Genomic DNA, 14,266 nt, shown 5'->3' with positions numbered 1-14,266 from the left:
CGCATCCTCTATCCAGGCACATATAATATTACAGTTGGATACGGATAATTGCTCGGACGAATAGCTGCTTTCAGCTCATCATAAGGTAGATATAAGGTGACTATCTACTTGGTAGGCTCTTATCAGATATCGGTTTTGACGCATCACCTCAAATAAGGATCAAGGAAATATATTCATGATTCATCGCTTATGTTACAGATACACCTTTAGTTAGCTTGAAAGGATTCGAACCCTCGACCGCATCAATATCTAAGAGGTGCCGCCTGAGAATACTAGGTATCAAGGCAGCCATACTATATGCAACCACCAATCCTCGCCACACAAGATGCTTGGTTTTTAGTTCTTTACTAGATAGGACGGCGATGGTGAAGGCTGGACATTATTGGACTTGTTTGATACGCAATGCCATCTACCAAAGCTCGGAACCTGACGAAAATTATCCCCTGAATAAATAAAGGCTACCAATAGACAGACAGGCTCCAAATTGGCAGCCTGTCTGTCAGTTTTATCGTAATATGGCTTGAGTAAACTATTATTTTACTTGTGATTAGTAATCCACACCCTGGACATAACTTCGTGAAGCATTCGGATTTGGGGTGACCGCATCAGGGCGCATCATTTCATTATCTTCATGATCAACGATATGGCAGTGCCAGACGTACCCATGCCCGCCATCCGGGTCGAATGGGAAGTAGGCATCTGCTGCCGGAGTACTGGCTGGCAGGTCGGTGGGTGCCCAGCGAACCACAAAACGGGTCACCTGACCAGGAAGTACCATCACGGTATCCTTCCAGCCTGTCTCCTGTGGCAAGGGCAGGTTGGGTGTGCCTTTCAGATAGAGCAGTTTGCCTTTCGGATCCTTCGCATTTATATCCGGGTTTCCACCCACCACAGAACCCGTACCATAGGGAAGGGGTGGGCCAAAACCGGGTATGTAAACCCCAGGAGCGTATGGTGCCTGGGTCATCGGGTCATAGCCGCCACCGGGGAAGGCTGCGGCATAGGCTACGGAGTATTTCCTCTTATCAAAATTCTGGCGGTTCATTAGCTGGAATTGGACAAGATGGAGATGGATCGGATGGGCGTCCGCTGTCAGGTTGATGATCTCCCACACCTCGGTTTCGCCTTCATTGGGTAGCTCTGAAAGATAGTTTTTTCCTGTACCATCTAAAGTGAAACCAGGAATCGGCTCCATCATATACATTCCATTTGCGTCCACACCAGTGATCCGCTCACCGCTCCACTTGGTGTTGTTCACCAGTATCTCCAGTGGTCCACCCGGGTAGGCGGTCAGCAAACCAGTCACCGGGTCTATTGCATTTTGTGGCATTTCCATGACCTCATTCAAGGTCAGCTGGCGAGTTTTGTTTACCGTTACTCCTGCAGCCACTGTACCAGCAGCAGGATTAACCAGCCTGACCAGGGCAGGACCTTGTCCGAAACCACCCCGCAGGGTAACCACGGGTGTGGCGGGATTGAAACTGGTATCCGTACCTGGTGTGCCAGTAACCCTGAACTGCATGATTTGCCCTGTTGTTCCGCCTTTAGGGGCAACACCCGCCGGATATGGAGCCTTGGCAGAATTTTTCAGTAACCATGTCCCCGAGTATGCCAATCCATTGGGCCCGACCACCCCTGCCTGATAGCCAGCGAAATCGATGATCACCGTATAGCGTTCGCCAGACATGATCACCAGCTTGTTATTTTTCCCAGCCGCTGGCCCAACCTGTACGGGCTTGTCCAGGTAACCACCATCGGTGCCGATCACCCATAGGGCTGGACCCGGATTACCTGACACAGGATCTACCAGGGCCATTTCATAGGTGCGTGCATTCGAGCCATTCAAAAACAGGAATGTGTATCGCTTTGGGTCCACATTCAGATAAGGCCAGGCTTTGCCATTCACACAGATCACATCGCCAATGAACTCAGGAACCCAATAGGGGTGTTCCGGATTCAGTGCCCATAGGAAACCACCCGCACTATCAGCTGGGAAAAACAACTGCCCGTTGGTATCGAACATGCGATCCTGGATGATTAATGGGATCGGCCCTTCCGGCAGGTTCGTTGGGTCATTGGTTGGATCAAGGATCAGGTAGGCCCCTGCCAATCCGCAGAAAACATTCAGGCGTGTAGCACCCAGGGTATGGTCATGGAACCAGATCGATGAACCCTCCTGGCTATTAGGATAGCGATATATATGATAATTGGATGCTGTTGCACCATCCTTGCTGTAGAAACTGTGACCCTTGTATATGCCATCGCTGGTCATCCAGGCATCCGGACCGCCATCCAGCGTGGGAGGTACTTCACCACCATGCAGATGCACGACTGCTGGGATCGGACCCGAATAGTTAGCAGCCCCTTCAGAACCCGGTGCAGGAGGCATGGCCATATGATTCCACATATTGGCTTCGCCATTTAATGGATCAGCCCAGTGTAAAGTCTGGTCGGTGGAGTATCTATATGCCAGTACGTTGGTCGTTGCGGCTGAACCCAGATTATTCACATATTTCACTTCAGTCGGCTGGTCGCGCGTGGCAAGGATCACCGGACCAAGATAAGTGGCGCGGCTGGTTTGGCCAGATTGCAGGTAGCCCCACACCCACGTGGCAGGCATACCCGTAGGGAGAACCTGGGTTTGAAACTCAGTCATCTGCAGCTCAATCTGGCCTGAATCGGCGACGATTGCCCCAAGGTCACCCAACCCAGGTAATGGATCGACAAATTGTGGGATGGCGCTGCCAGCCAGGGGAATTTGGGGCGACTGTGCTGCCCGGGCTAAGTGTCGAAAGCCTGCCTGGCTGGCAACATAAGCAGCTGCCCCCCCAGCCATGGATATCTTTATGAAACCTTTCCTTGATAACATTTTTCCTCCTCGGTTTAGAAAGTAATAAATGATTTGTTTAGCCGTAAAATTTGGGAAGAAATCGCATCACTCATCATATTAAGTTTTGGGAAAATTTTCTAACCAATAACGATTTTCGCAGTGAGACAATTATTCATGAACAAACGAGCGGATATTCAAATACAAATATTTCGGTTGTATATTTCAATCCTACATTGGGTGACGCCCTCCTTAATATATGATGTTTGATAAAAACAGATTAAAAAAACCGACCTGAACCGGCCGGTTTCGCTACTGGCTCCCCAAACAGGTTGCTAATTTCAGCGCAGCGACCAAATCACCTGTTGGATCATCACCGCCAAATTACAATTACCCATGAATTGTAAAAAGAGTTTCTACTACAAATCGCTTGGTCTTTATATTATCACAGAATTATGATATTGTCGATATTATATATGCGATATCTCGCTGTCATCAATCGTGAGCGAATAATGAAGCTGATGTCATACGATGCATGGAGGTTCTTTCTTTCCATTTTACTAAACGACTGCGTAGCCCCCAAAAATCATTTTCTCGCAGATATCGATAAGATTTTCCCTTTATAACATTACAGCTTCGTGCTTTCTTGATCCTAATTATCTATATATGTGATTTATCGATGACATTTCCTTTATTATCATAAAGTATGTTGAAGATAAAAAAATTTCGCATGCCCCCTTTGATCATATCCTGGCTCTACTTTAACCACAGGTACTGACACGGGGATAATTCTAACCCTAGGCTTACCCTCGTGGGTGGTTTTTTCTCAGGCTGGTGATCTACAACATCTCTACCTGGATAAACCTTTCCAGACAGCAAGTCTTTCCACACTTGTCTTTCCCCCTCCACATCCATCTCCACATGCTGTGCCTCAGGGCTCAGGTTATGCACCACCAGCAATCGCTCCTCTTGATTCCGACGCTCAAATGCCAACACCTCCTGCTTGCCCGTCTCTATCCAGGTCAGCTCGCCAGCCGCGAGCACCGGGTGGCTTTTCCGCAACCTGATCAGATCCTGCATGGCATACCATAGTGAGTCTGGGTCATTGCGCTGAGCAGCCACATTAACCACATGGTAGTCAAACGGGGGTTGGGCGATCAGCGGGGAGTAGGGGTGAGCCGAATTTGAGAAACCTGCCGAGGGCCTATCCTCCCACTGCATGGGGGTACGCACGCCATCCCGGTCGGGTAGCCATATATTATCGCCCATGCCAATTTCATCGCCGTAATAAATGATCGGCGCACCTGGCAGGCTGAACAGCAGCGCGTTGGCCAGCTCAATCTGCCGCCGGTCGTTATCCAGCAGGGGTGCCAAACGGCGGCGGATACCCAGGTTCAGGCGCATGCGCGGGTCCGGGGCGTACTCCCGCCACATCCACTGGCGCTCCTCCTCGGTTACCATTTCCAGGGTCAACTCGTCATGGTTGCGTAAGAAGGTGCACCATTGGGCACTGTCTGGGATGCTGGGTGTGTTATCCAGCACCCAGCGAATGGGGGAAGCATCGTGTTGGCGGAGCGCCATGAACAGGCGCGGCATGAGCGGGAAATGGAATGCCATGTGAAACTCTCCCGCTTCACCCGCTTTCAGCCTGCCGAAGTAGGCTCGCACATCCTGCGGCCATTGATTGGCTTCACACAACAGGATGCGCCCGGGGTATTTCGCTTCCACAAAAGCACGCATTTCCTTGAGGAATACATGAGTTTCCGGCAAGTTCTCGCACGAAGTGCCCTCGCGCTCAAACAGGTACGGCACGGCGTCCACCCTGAAGCCATCAATCCCCAGGTCAAGCCAGAACTTCATTACGCTCAGCATCTCATAGCGTACTGCAGGGTTGTCGAAGTTCAGGTCGGGTTGGTGCGAGTAAAAACGGTGCCAGAAATATTGTCGGGCCAGCGGGTCCCAGGTCCAGTTGGATTTCTCCGTATCCACGAAGATAATGCGCGCACTGGCATACTTTTGGTCATTATCAGACCAGACGTAATAATCACGGTAGAGTGAAGCTCTGGATGACCGGGCTGCCTGGAACCATGGGTGCTGGTCGGAGGTATGGTTCACCACCAGGTCGAGGATCAGGCGCAACCCTTTCTTGTGCACCCCTTCTAGCAAGCGTTTAAAATCCTCCAGGCTGCCGTAATCGGGGTGGATGGCACAGTAATCTGAGATATCATAGCCATCATCCTTGAGCGGGGAGGGATAGATCGGGTTCAGCCACAGGCAATCCACCCCCAGGTCGGCAAAGTAATTTAATTTTTGAGCCAGCCCTGCCAGGTCACCCTTGCCATCGCCATTACTGTCCAAAATGGCCTTGACCGGGGCTTCATAAAAAATTGCATTCATGTACCAGGGCTGGTTCGGCATGTCAGAGTTTAACCTTTCACTGAACCCGATAACATGCCGCGCGTGAAGAATTTCTGGAAGGTAAAAAAGACCGCCATCGGAATGATGAAGGAGAGAAAGGCTGCCCCGGTGAGGATATTCCAGTTGCCGCCCATTGGGTCGATCAGGTTGGTGATCTGAACAGTCAGCACAGGTTTGCTGGAGAGGAAGACCTTGGCGACCAAAAAATCGTTCCAGATCCACAGGAATTGGAAGATGGCCAGGGAAGCGATGGCCGGCATGGTCAGTGGCAACGCCAGCGTCCTGAAAGCTGTCAGATGCGAAGCTCCATCAAGGTAAGCCGATTCAAAGATCTCGCGCGGCAAATTTTTCATGAAATTCCACAACAAGAATATGGCGTAGGGCAGACCGAAGCCGGTATGGAAAAACCACACTCCAAAAAAGGAGCCCTGCAAGCCTAAGCGTACATACAGGCGGGCAATAGGCACCAGAGTCATTTGCAAGGGGATGATCTGCAAACCCACCAGCAAGGCGAACAGCCACATGCGGCCGCGAAAATCAAGCCAGGCGAAACCGTATGCCGCCAGTGCCCCGAAAAATACCGGCAATAATGTGGATGGGATAGCCACCCAGATGGTGTTGATAAACGCCCGGCCCATGCCAGCTGGATTAAGCAGGTCCTTGGCGGTGCAAGACATCACCGCCAGGGTGCTGGCTACCTTATTCTTACAGTCACTCTGGTAATCAGCAGTTCCCTTATAGCCCACCAGGGCATCCACATAATTGCTCAGGGTGAAGCGTGCCTGGCTGGCTGCTTCGCTGCCTGACAGCGTTTGCATATAGGTGAGGATGGGGGCCAGGATGTCTTGTGCCTGTGCTGCGTTGGTTGGCAGCGTGGGGTTAACTAAGTGAGTGCCTCCATTGACCGGTTTTTGCAAATCAATTAGCAGGTTGATCGAACGTGTATATTGACCGGATACCTTAGGATCCGACAGGTCGGCGGTGGGGATCTTCTTCCCGTCCGTCCCATGGCAGGAGGCACAATAGGTATCATATTCACCCTGGCCGGTTGCTTTGACGGGTGAGAAAACTGTCCACCAGCCTGTCTCGCTCACCGCCAGGCGAGGTCGAAAGGAAGTTACAAACAATCCCAATGTGGGGATCACCCATAAGACGATCATGAGGATAACTATAAGGTGAAGTGGCAAACGGCCGAAAAACTTGTTCAAGCGGGCAAGTGGGTTCATCGGGCCGCCTCCTCAGCGCGGAAGCGCTGAACGTTGAAGATCATCACCGGTATCGTCAGGATGATGAGCAGCACTGCGATCGCCATCGATTTCCCTGTATCAGTAACGATCAGCTGGAACATGCGGTTGGCGATAACCTCGGTGCCGAAATTCCCACCGGTCATGACGAATACGATATCGAATATCTTCAGGACGTTGATCACCATGGTAGTGGTGACCACCACGATCGTGGGTAAGATCATGGGGAACATCACCCGCCAGAACACATTCCACTCGTTTGCACCATCCACGCGACTGGCTTCGATCACCTCGGATGGCAAACCTTTGATCGCTGCAGAAAGGATGGTCATGCAGAACCCCGCCCACAGCCATACCCCCACCAGCATCAAGGCAAAATTATTGATGCGTGAATCGCTTAAAAAAGCCACCGGTTGGAAGCCCAGCTTGACCAGGGTGGCATTTAGCAAGCCAATCTGCGGGCCTCCGCCGGTTTGGATGTAGTAAACGAAGCGCCAGATAACACCCGCCCCGATAAAGGAAATCGCCATGGGCATGAAGATGATCGATTTAGCCAGCCCCTCGTACTTCACGCGGTCGGCCAGCAATGCGAATAATAAGCCCACCGCGACCACACCCGGCACCATCAAGACCAGCCATAGGGCGTTGTTACGCAGCGCAGTCAGCATCAACTGGTTGGTGAGGGCGTAGCGGTAATTCTCAAACACACCCCAGCACGGCTCTCCCGCCACGCAAGACGCAGCCGCTGAATTCGCCCCGCTTTTGTCCCGAAAGCTCAAGTACACCGTATTGAAAGTCGGGTAGATGATGAAAATCAGCATGATCAGCATGGCTGGAGCGAGGTACACCAGGGGAGCCAAGCCGCCTTGTTTCATTATCTTCGGAACCATGAGCATCCCTCCCACTATGAAATTGAAAAGGGGGCGTGCTGGTCATACACGCCCCCATTTTGAGGAGTTATTTCTTGAGTGATGCGGCTTGAGCGGCGGCTACTGTCGCTAGCTCAGTCGGGATATCTTTTCCTTGAACGGTGTTGATGATTGCCGTCCATTCAGCGTTACCAAAGGTTCCACCAATGGTATCACCGATATCAGGGGTGAAGCCCTTGGCACTTTCCAGAATCTTGGCCATATCAGCCAGCTGTGGGTCGAGATATTTGCCTGAAGCCAGCTTATTTGGATCAAGCGCAAAGCCGGTGGCAGCCCAGTTGGCCGCTCCCACTGGCCCTGTGATGTAGCTGAGCATAGCCATCACGGCTGGCGTGTTGTTGAACGCGTACATATAGTCAGCACCTCCCTGCACGCCTTGGGCGCCGGGGAAGCCAAAGAAGGCATAGTCGGTACCGTATTTCAGGTTTGGATATTTCGCAGCGATGTTACCACCCGCAAAACCTGACTGCTTGACCATCATAGCCTTGGGTGGGTCGGAGAAGGGCTGCAGCAAGGCGTCAGCAAAGTTGGTATTGACTGTGCCGTCGGCGCCACCAACCGTATACTTCGGATCAGAAGCCCACTTGACGTACTGCTGGTAAGCTGCCACCACACCTGGATCATTGTAGGGGACGCTGCCATTGATGATCCCGCTGACGTAATCCGGCCCCTTTTGAGCCAGCAGGATGTCCTGGATGAAGTCTGAACCGGTCCAGCCCGTGGCTGGTCCTGATTCAAAGCCCATGGCCCATGGCACCTGGCCGTTGGCAACCATCTTATCAACCAGCGTGTTAAGCTCATCCAGCGTGGTAGGTACGGTATAGCCGTTGGCTGCGAATTGCGCCGGGTTATACCAGATGATGGTCTTGATATCGGTCTTGGCAGGTAGGGTCAACAGCTTTCCGTCGACCGTGCCGAGCTTGAGCCAGTAGTCCGCATAGTTGCTGGGATCTACTCCTAGGGAGGTCAGATCTTGCAACTGGCTGGTATACAAGGCGAGTGGCGAAGTAGTGGGCCAGAACAGCACGTCAGGTGGGGTGCTCTTGACAGCGGTATCCAACACGGCACTGTCACGCGTGGATGTAGCTGAGAGCTTAACCCCACAGGCTGCCACGAAGGGTGCCATGATGTTGTTGAACAGGGATTCTTCATTTCCTGTCCACTGGTACATCACGGTGATCGTGTCACCCGACTTTGCTCCACCACAATCGATGGTGCCTGCTGCGGTCGGTGCTGGGGTTGGGGGCACGGCAGTAGCTTCGGCTCCCGCTGCGGTGGTTGCAGTTGGTGTTTCAGCTATACTCTGTGTTGGCGTAGCTGATGCACATGCCGATGCCAACATGACAACGAGCACCAAACTGCCGATAATTTTGTAGGTTTTTAACATTTCTTTCCTCCATCATTTTTAGTAAATTGTGAGACGAACAGCGAATCTGAATATAGGATTACAACAGAATTTCCTCTTCCTCCTCCCTGGGGTGATATGCAGAGATACGCTGTAAAACCTGCACAGCGAACAATAAGGTGAGTGCAACAAGACCAAGTCCAGTGATCACCTGATAGATACGGAACACAACATTGCTACAGCACATGCTCTGTTTCATTTTCACCCCTTACACGTGCTAAAATTTATAATTCCAACCAATGGAGATGTCAATAGGCAAGGGATTAATAGATTCTAATCAGGATGGTGGGCGATATCTGCCATCAATCCCAGGGTAGAGTGTATTTTCGTGATGGTGAATTCCTGCTTGGCCGATCCATGAAGAGATACTTGCCTGCAAGGCGAACAGGGAGTTATTCACGCTTGCGGATGGGAGCAGGTGGATATGCACTATAATTCAGGCACTCAGTTTCCGTTGGAAAGTGAACTTTGGGAATATGTTACATGATGCTTTGGTTTTTTTTGGCCTGTATGAAACCGGGCTAATGGTACGGACGTCGTTGGGACTGAGGCGACCATAACGTGTAGACCGGCATTATTTGATTGTAACCCTGAAAACGCTTATGGAAAAACCGTCTTATCTCTTGTCCAGGCCAACCTTTACCTTGAATCCTGAGAAAATGGCCGCTTTTGAAGCTTTGTGGCAAGCCACTCCATCTGGCGGGCTGGTTGATTACCGGCTGCCGTACCCCAAATGGGAATTCCTAACCTACCTGTGCGATAGCAAAGAGCTGGTGCTGCATGGCTCGCAGAACCAGGAGATCAACACGGTCGAACCCCGCCAGGCAAAGGATCAGCGTGCATTCAGCAACCAACAGGCGATCTACGCTACCACAGACGGCATCTGGGTGATTTACTTTGCCATTATCGACCGTAAGCGCTTCCGGGAATTGAGCTTGTTCAATTCCTGCCTGCAGGTTTGCTCAGCCCCTGGCCAGCTGAGTGAGCCGATGTATTTTTTCTCGATCACCCAATCGGTCAAGGAGCAAGAACCCTGGTGCCAGGGGATGATCTACATCCTACCGCGGGACGATTTCGTCCAAGAAGAAGCCCATCAAATCCTGGGCGTCCAGGTTGTTTTTCCTCATTGGATCAGTGAGCGAGCGGCCAGCCCGCTGGCCAGGCTGGATGTCGGCCCGGACGATTTCCCATTTCTCGAGCAGATCCACGGGCATAATGACGAAAAGTTGGTTGAGCTCTACTCGAAGAACCCTGGTGCTTTCCCGATAGAAGCCGTAGTAAGTTAACCAATTCACAGCCACACATGCCCGGAGAAAGGTAATCTCTGCCCAACGCAGCAATGGTCAAGTGACAATTGGTGTCATTAGAATCAGCACTTGAGCAGCAACTCAATCAGCTCAGCTGAAGCCCGTGGTAAAGTAAACCGGCCTGGCAGATTTCCAGGTGATCGTTCCATCCCGGGCTGCCTCGAGCATGACTTCAGAAGTCATCCACGGTTCACAACCGCATCCTCTTGATTAATATAAATTCATGATGTATCTCCCATCTGCTTCAGTAACGAGTGTTCCCTGGATGGATTCTTGCAAATAGCGAAGCGATGGGTCGAACGAAGGCTCGAATTCCGCCTGGAGACCGGTCATCATATGTGCATAGCTCAATGCTTCAGAGGCGCCTTTAATAGGGATAAAGAATTCTGCCATCTGCTCGGTCGTGTTGGCCAGCACATATTCATCCTGAATCTTATTGATATAGCCAGTTTAAAATGGACCACAGCCTTGGTCGAAGGAGGAGGAAAATAATACTAACCCTCTGTTCAACAAAATATACCCCTCAATTTTTATCACTAATTGGAGCAGTTTGCATCATATTAGTACCTTCGCCATAAATTGGCGAATGAAATGAGGAGAAACTCGCCAGGGAGCTTGATGCTTCCGTTGATGAGTTTATGAAATAAATTAAGGTAAATAATCGCTTGATGCGCCAATTCAACAAGGATAAAATAAAGATATGAACAACATAAATAGCATAAAAAAAGAGTTGTCAGCAGAACAACATGAAGAACTCCTTGGAACATTGAAAGCCCGTTTTGAGAAAAACAAGAGCCGCCATAAAGCTCTTGAATGGGCTAAAGTACAGGCAAAGCTGGAAGCGAATCCTGAAAAACTGTGGTCACTCAATGAAATGGAAAGAACTGGCGGTGAACCAGACGTTGTTGGCCATGATCAAATAACTGGGGAATACATTTTTTATGATTGTTCGGCGGAAACCCCTAAAGGCCGCAGAAAGTCTTGTTATGACCACGAAGGGCAGGAGGAAAGAGAAAAGGAAGGGCTGCATCCGGAAGGTAACGTTATCGATATGGCAGCTGCCATGGGCATTGAGCCATTAACGGAAGACCAATATCGGGAGTTGCAGAAACTTGGAAATTTCGATACGAAGACGTCGAGCTGGTTGAAAACACCTGCTGAAATTAGAAAACTCGGCGGCGCCATCTTTGCCGATCGCCGCTACGACCATGTCTTCGTGTATCACAACGGCGCAGAATCTTACTATGGCGTCAGGGGGTTCCGTGGCTCGCTAAGGGTTTAAATGTAGGCTTTTCATAATTCTTCTATTGCTTGCACGATAGGTATCCCGTGTAGCTTACAGGGTACCTTCCTTCAACTCAAACCGCTCCGGATGTGAAAATAGATAACCCCAGCCATCCACTTCGGGGGTGGGGAGACCGAGACTGCTGAGGATGGTGGTGATGTTGGTACGGTGCTCGATGCCGTGGTCGATGATCTGAATGAAAAGGTGCCTGGCAATATAATCGATGAACTTGCCGTCCTCCTCTTCATGGACGAGGTGAGTGGGCGGGATGTGCTGGACNNTGCAGAAACTTGGAAATTTTGATACAAAGACACAGAGCTGGTTGAAAACACCTTCTGATATTCGAAAACTCGGCGGCGCCCTCTTCGCTGATTACCGCTTCGGTCATGTCTTCGTGTATCATAACACTGCGCCTTGTTTTTATAGTGGCAGGGCGTTTCGTGGCGCACTACGGGTCTGATTTTCCACAGACAGCTAAACTCTAATTTGAGATTATCACCGGCGTAAACATCGATTACGTTTCTGTAACCCATTGAACGAGCCGAAAGGCCGCTTTATGAAAATGGGTTATCAGATCAAGTTGTGCCGGTGGCAGCCGTTTCAACCGGCATGATTGGAGACGGTCATTAAATTACTCAGACATAGATGGCAATCTTCACCTCGCGTAAAATGGCTAACCATAGAGGCTGCTCTACTTTTTCTCGCTATCACCATTTAACACCTTATTTCAATTTGGCAGTAATGCCTGTTGAGTGGGAAAAATGGCTTCACTTCACCTTGGATTAGCCTTATTATTTTTGCTGGGTTCGCTTATCCTCTTTTTTATAAGTCTACGATCTTTGAGCCCTAGAAGTTATTAGATACCTGGTAAGAGCTTTGTGGCGATTTTCAGGCAAATTTAGCTTAGATGAATGAGGATAGACAGACTACAAGCAAGTTAATAAATGGTTCGCTTTTTGGATTTGTCTGCTTATTTTGCAAAAATGTAAATTTGCGTGCTTTATTACGCTTTGACCATCGGCAAAACGTTAAAAACACATTTAAATTATGCTATATAATTCCCTTATTCGTTTTCTAAGCCGGTCTACCTGATTGATGTAAGGAAGAAGGTGTACGAACACATCATAGCTAGCGTGTCAGTCATCCGTCAAAGTGGGGATTCACCTGGAATTATAAAAATTTGCAGTTTGGTTGAGCAACTAGGAGAAGTATGATGAAACAAATCGTCTTTATTCTCTGCCTAAGTTTCTTGCTGGCCGCCTGTGGTCCATCGCCTGAGCAGCAGGCCGCTAGGACAGCCACTGCCATGACCGCCACTGCAGCAGCCTGGACACCCACCCCGACCGCAACCAACACCCCCACCCCTACGCCCACCTCCACGCCAACTCAAACACCCACGCCAACCCTGACGCCAACAGCCACCCACACCCCCACTCCCACGCTCGATCCCAACCGTTACTACGCGTCAGATGGCAGCTTTTCGATGCTGACCCCTGCAGGGTTCGAGCCCCAGGATTACGGATTGAAATATCTGGGGCTGGTCGGACCTGAAGCTGGGGATGGCAACATTAACTTGATTTTTGTTGGTGAGACAAACCACCTATCGGCTATCGAGTATGCCAGCGCCCTCCTGGAGGTGCTCAAGAGGACCGATCCCAACCTGACCTTGATCAGCAACGAAAGCATGACCACCCTCGATGGAGAGGAGTACATTCGCATGGCAGTGGTATATGCAGTGGGAAATTCAGAAGTTCAGCAAATCCTGTACATTTTCCAGCAGGAAGATACCAAATACACCATTATTTATACCCGTCCGAACGAGGTTGGCGTTGAATATGACGCAATTGTGGACGAGGCAGTCAACACTTTCCAGTTCGAAAAGTAAGTGCAAAAGGCACCATTGAGCTCAGCTCACCAGATCCAGGCAACCCAGGGGCAGCCCAGCGTCACGCGAGGTATTATCAAGCGTGCCGTGCAGATTCTCAGTATGTTCGTCATCCTGGGGCTGGAGCTTTTCCTCGGCGCAGGCCAATTAAATTGGTGGGCTGCCTGGATCTACTTGGGGATCAGCCTGCTGAGTGTGGCCGTCAATGCTGTATTCATGTTGCGCACCAGCCCCGAAACGGTGGCTGAGCGTGCCCAGCCGAAGGAAGTGAAAGGCTGGGATCGTTGGATCGGTGGGGCATGGCTGATCGGGCAATATTTCCTCGTACCACTGGTGGCCGCACTTGACTACCGCTTTGGCTGGTCGCGGCAATACGCCATGGGATGGCAAGTGCTGGCAGCCATTGGGTACGCCCTGGGCCTGGCGCTCACCGGTTGGGCGATGATCAGCAATGCTTATTTCTCAACCGCTGTCCGTATCCAGTCGGAGCGGGGGCACGCGGTGTGCACCAGCGGGCCATATCGCTATATCCGCCACCCCGGTTATGTGGGTTTCTTCACCCAGGTGCTCAGCGTTCCCCTCCTGCTGGGTTCGTTGTGGGCAATGCTTTTCGCCATCCCAGCCGGGGTGCTTATGGTCATCCGCACCTCTCTGGAGGACCGCATGCTGCAGGACGAGCTGCCTGGGTATAAGGAGTATGCGCAAAAAGTCAGGTACCGTCTGATCCCTGGGATCTGGTAAGGTCACCCACCCCTCCCCGAAGCATTGTCAACGGCATAAATCCAAATCACCCTGGCACGAAACCAGGTATCGCTGAAGTAATTACTCGCTAAATTCCTCTTTCAGTCTGGATAAAACGGTGGGCTTATTCAGGTGTATGAGGGTTATCTCTTGCCATTTTAGACCAATATAAACACCGAAGCTAGATACCGATATCAGGTTTACACGCTGATTAGGGACCTTGAT

Annotated in this window: 10 protein-coding genes, 1 pseudogene and 1 riboswitch; of the genes and pseudogenes, 5 read left to right on the top strand and 6 right to left on the bottom strand. The window is 50.7% G+C overall.

Features of this window, described 5'->3' with window-relative positions; genetic code table 11:
• Window positions 1-547 precede the first annotated feature (547 nt).
• From C3F13_13140 to C3F13_13120, 5 genes are all read right to left on the bottom strand, one after another.
• Window positions 548-2,836 (bottom strand): copper oxidase, encoded by a 2,289-nt coding sequence (locus C3F13_13140; GenBank protein ID PWB51648.1) that lies wholly within the window; start codon window positions 2,834-2,836, stop codon window positions 548-550.
• A 285-nt stretch (window positions 2,837-3,121) separates the two neighbouring features.
• A riboswitch (cyclic di-GMP riboswitch) is annotated at window positions 3,122-3,217 on the bottom strand.
• Window positions 3,218-3,583: 366 nt separating this feature from the next.
• Entirely contained in the window at window positions 3,584-5,245 is a 1,662-nt protein-coding gene (gene treS, locus C3F13_13135; GenBank protein PWB51384.1) for a maltose alpha-D-glucosyltransferase, read from the bottom strand.
• Between the two features lie 8 nt (window positions 5,246-5,253).
• Entirely contained in the window at window positions 5,254-6,471 is a 1,218-nt protein-coding gene (locus tag C3F13_13130) for a hypothetical protein (GenBank protein ID PWB51383.1), read from the bottom strand.
• A complete protein-coding gene (locus C3F13_13125) occupies window positions 6,468-7,337 on the bottom strand; it encodes an ABC transporter (GenBank protein ID PWB51647.1) in 870 nt (289 codons plus the stop codon). The genes C3F13_13130 and C3F13_13125 overlap by 4 nt, the downstream gene beginning before the upstream one ends.
• Before the next feature lie 109 nt (window positions 7,338-7,446).
• Window positions 7,447-8,805 carry a hypothetical protein gene (locus C3F13_13120; protein ID PWB51382.1) on the bottom strand — a complete coding sequence of 453 codons (1,359 nt, stop codon included), beginning with the start codon at window positions 8,803-8,805 and terminating at the stop codon, window positions 7,447-7,449.
• Window positions 8,806-9,425: 620 nt separating this feature from the next.
• Here C3F13_13120 and C3F13_13115 point away from each other — a divergent pair.
• On the top strand, window positions 9,426-10,109 hold the full coding sequence (locus C3F13_13115; GenBank protein ID PWB51381.1) for a hypothetical protein: 684 nt from the start codon (window positions 9,426-9,428) through the stop codon (window positions 10,107-10,109).
• A 231-nt stretch (window positions 10,110-10,340) separates the two neighbouring features.
• Here C3F13_13115 and C3F13_13110 read toward each other — a convergent pair whose 3' ends face one another.
• Complete coding sequence (locus C3F13_13110) at window positions 10,341-10,547, bottom strand: hypothetical protein (GenBank protein ID PWB51380.1); 207 nt, start codon at window positions 10,545-10,547, stop codon at window positions 10,341-10,343.
• Window positions 10,548-10,830: 283 nt separating this feature from the next.
• Here C3F13_13110 and C3F13_13105 point away from each other — a divergent pair, with 283 nt between their 5' ends.
• The 4 genes and pseudogenes from C3F13_13105 to C3F13_13090 all read left to right on the top strand — a co-directional run bounded on the left by C3F13_13105 (window position 10,831) and on the right by C3F13_13090 (window position 14,041).
• Entirely contained in the window at window positions 10,831-11,412 is a 582-nt protein-coding gene (locus C3F13_13105; GenBank protein ID PWB51379.1) for a DUF4256 domain-containing protein, read from the top strand.
• A gap of 284 nt (window positions 11,413-11,696) precedes the next feature.
• A pseudogene (locus tag C3F13_13100) lies at window positions 11,697-11,875 on the top strand (DUF4256 domain-containing protein).
• 753 nt (window positions 11,876-12,628) lie between these two features.
• A complete protein-coding gene (locus C3F13_13095; GenBank protein ID PWB51378.1) occupies window positions 12,629-13,300 on the top strand; it encodes a hypothetical protein in 672 nt (223 codons plus the stop codon).
• Window positions 13,301-14,041 (top strand): isoprenylcysteine carboxyl methyltransferase, encoded by a 741-nt coding sequence (locus C3F13_13090; GenBank protein PWB51377.1) that lies wholly within the window; start codon window positions 13,301-13,303, stop codon window positions 14,039-14,041. It begins immediately after the preceding gene.
• Window positions 14,042-14,266 lie beyond the last annotated feature (225 nt).

The organism is Anaerolineales bacterium (assembly GCA_003105035.1).
Classification (GTDB): domain Bacteria; phylum Chloroflexota; class Anaerolineae; order Anaerolineales; family UBA4823; genus FEB-25.
The sequence above is the reverse complement of the archived record's forward strand: the minus strand, read 5'-3'. Positions and strand labels throughout refer to the sequence as shown.

What these genes read in the sequence shown, in the direction of transcription:
- C3F13_13140 (PWB51648.1), bottom strand. Translation starts at nt 2,836, where the DNA reads ATGGCTGGGGGGGCAGCTGCTTATGTTGCCAGCCAGGCAGGCTTTCGA.
- treS (PWB51384.1), bottom strand. Translation starts at nt 5,245, where the DNA reads ATGCCGAACCAGCCCTGGTACATGAATGCAATTTTTTATGAAGCCCCG.
- C3F13_13130 (PWB51383.1), bottom strand. Translation starts at nt 6,471, where the DNA reads ATGAACCCACTTGCCCGCTTGAACAAGTTTTTCGGCCGTTTGCCACTT.
- C3F13_13120 (PWB51382.1), bottom strand. Translation starts at nt 8,805, where the DNA reads ATGTTAAAAACCTACAAAATTATCGGCAGTTTGGTGCTCGTTGTCATG.
- C3F13_13115 (PWB51381.1), top strand. Translation starts at nt 9,426, where the DNA reads ATGGAAAAACCGTCTTATCTCTTGTCCAGGCCAACCTTTACCTTGAAT.
- C3F13_13105 (PWB51379.1), top strand. Translation starts at nt 10,831, where the DNA reads ATGAACAACATAAATAGCATAAAAAAAGAGTTGTCAGCAGAACAACAT.
- C3F13_13095 (PWB51378.1), top strand. Translation starts at nt 12,629, where the DNA reads ATGAAACAAATCGTCTTTATTCTCTGCCTAAGTTTCTTGCTGGCCGCC.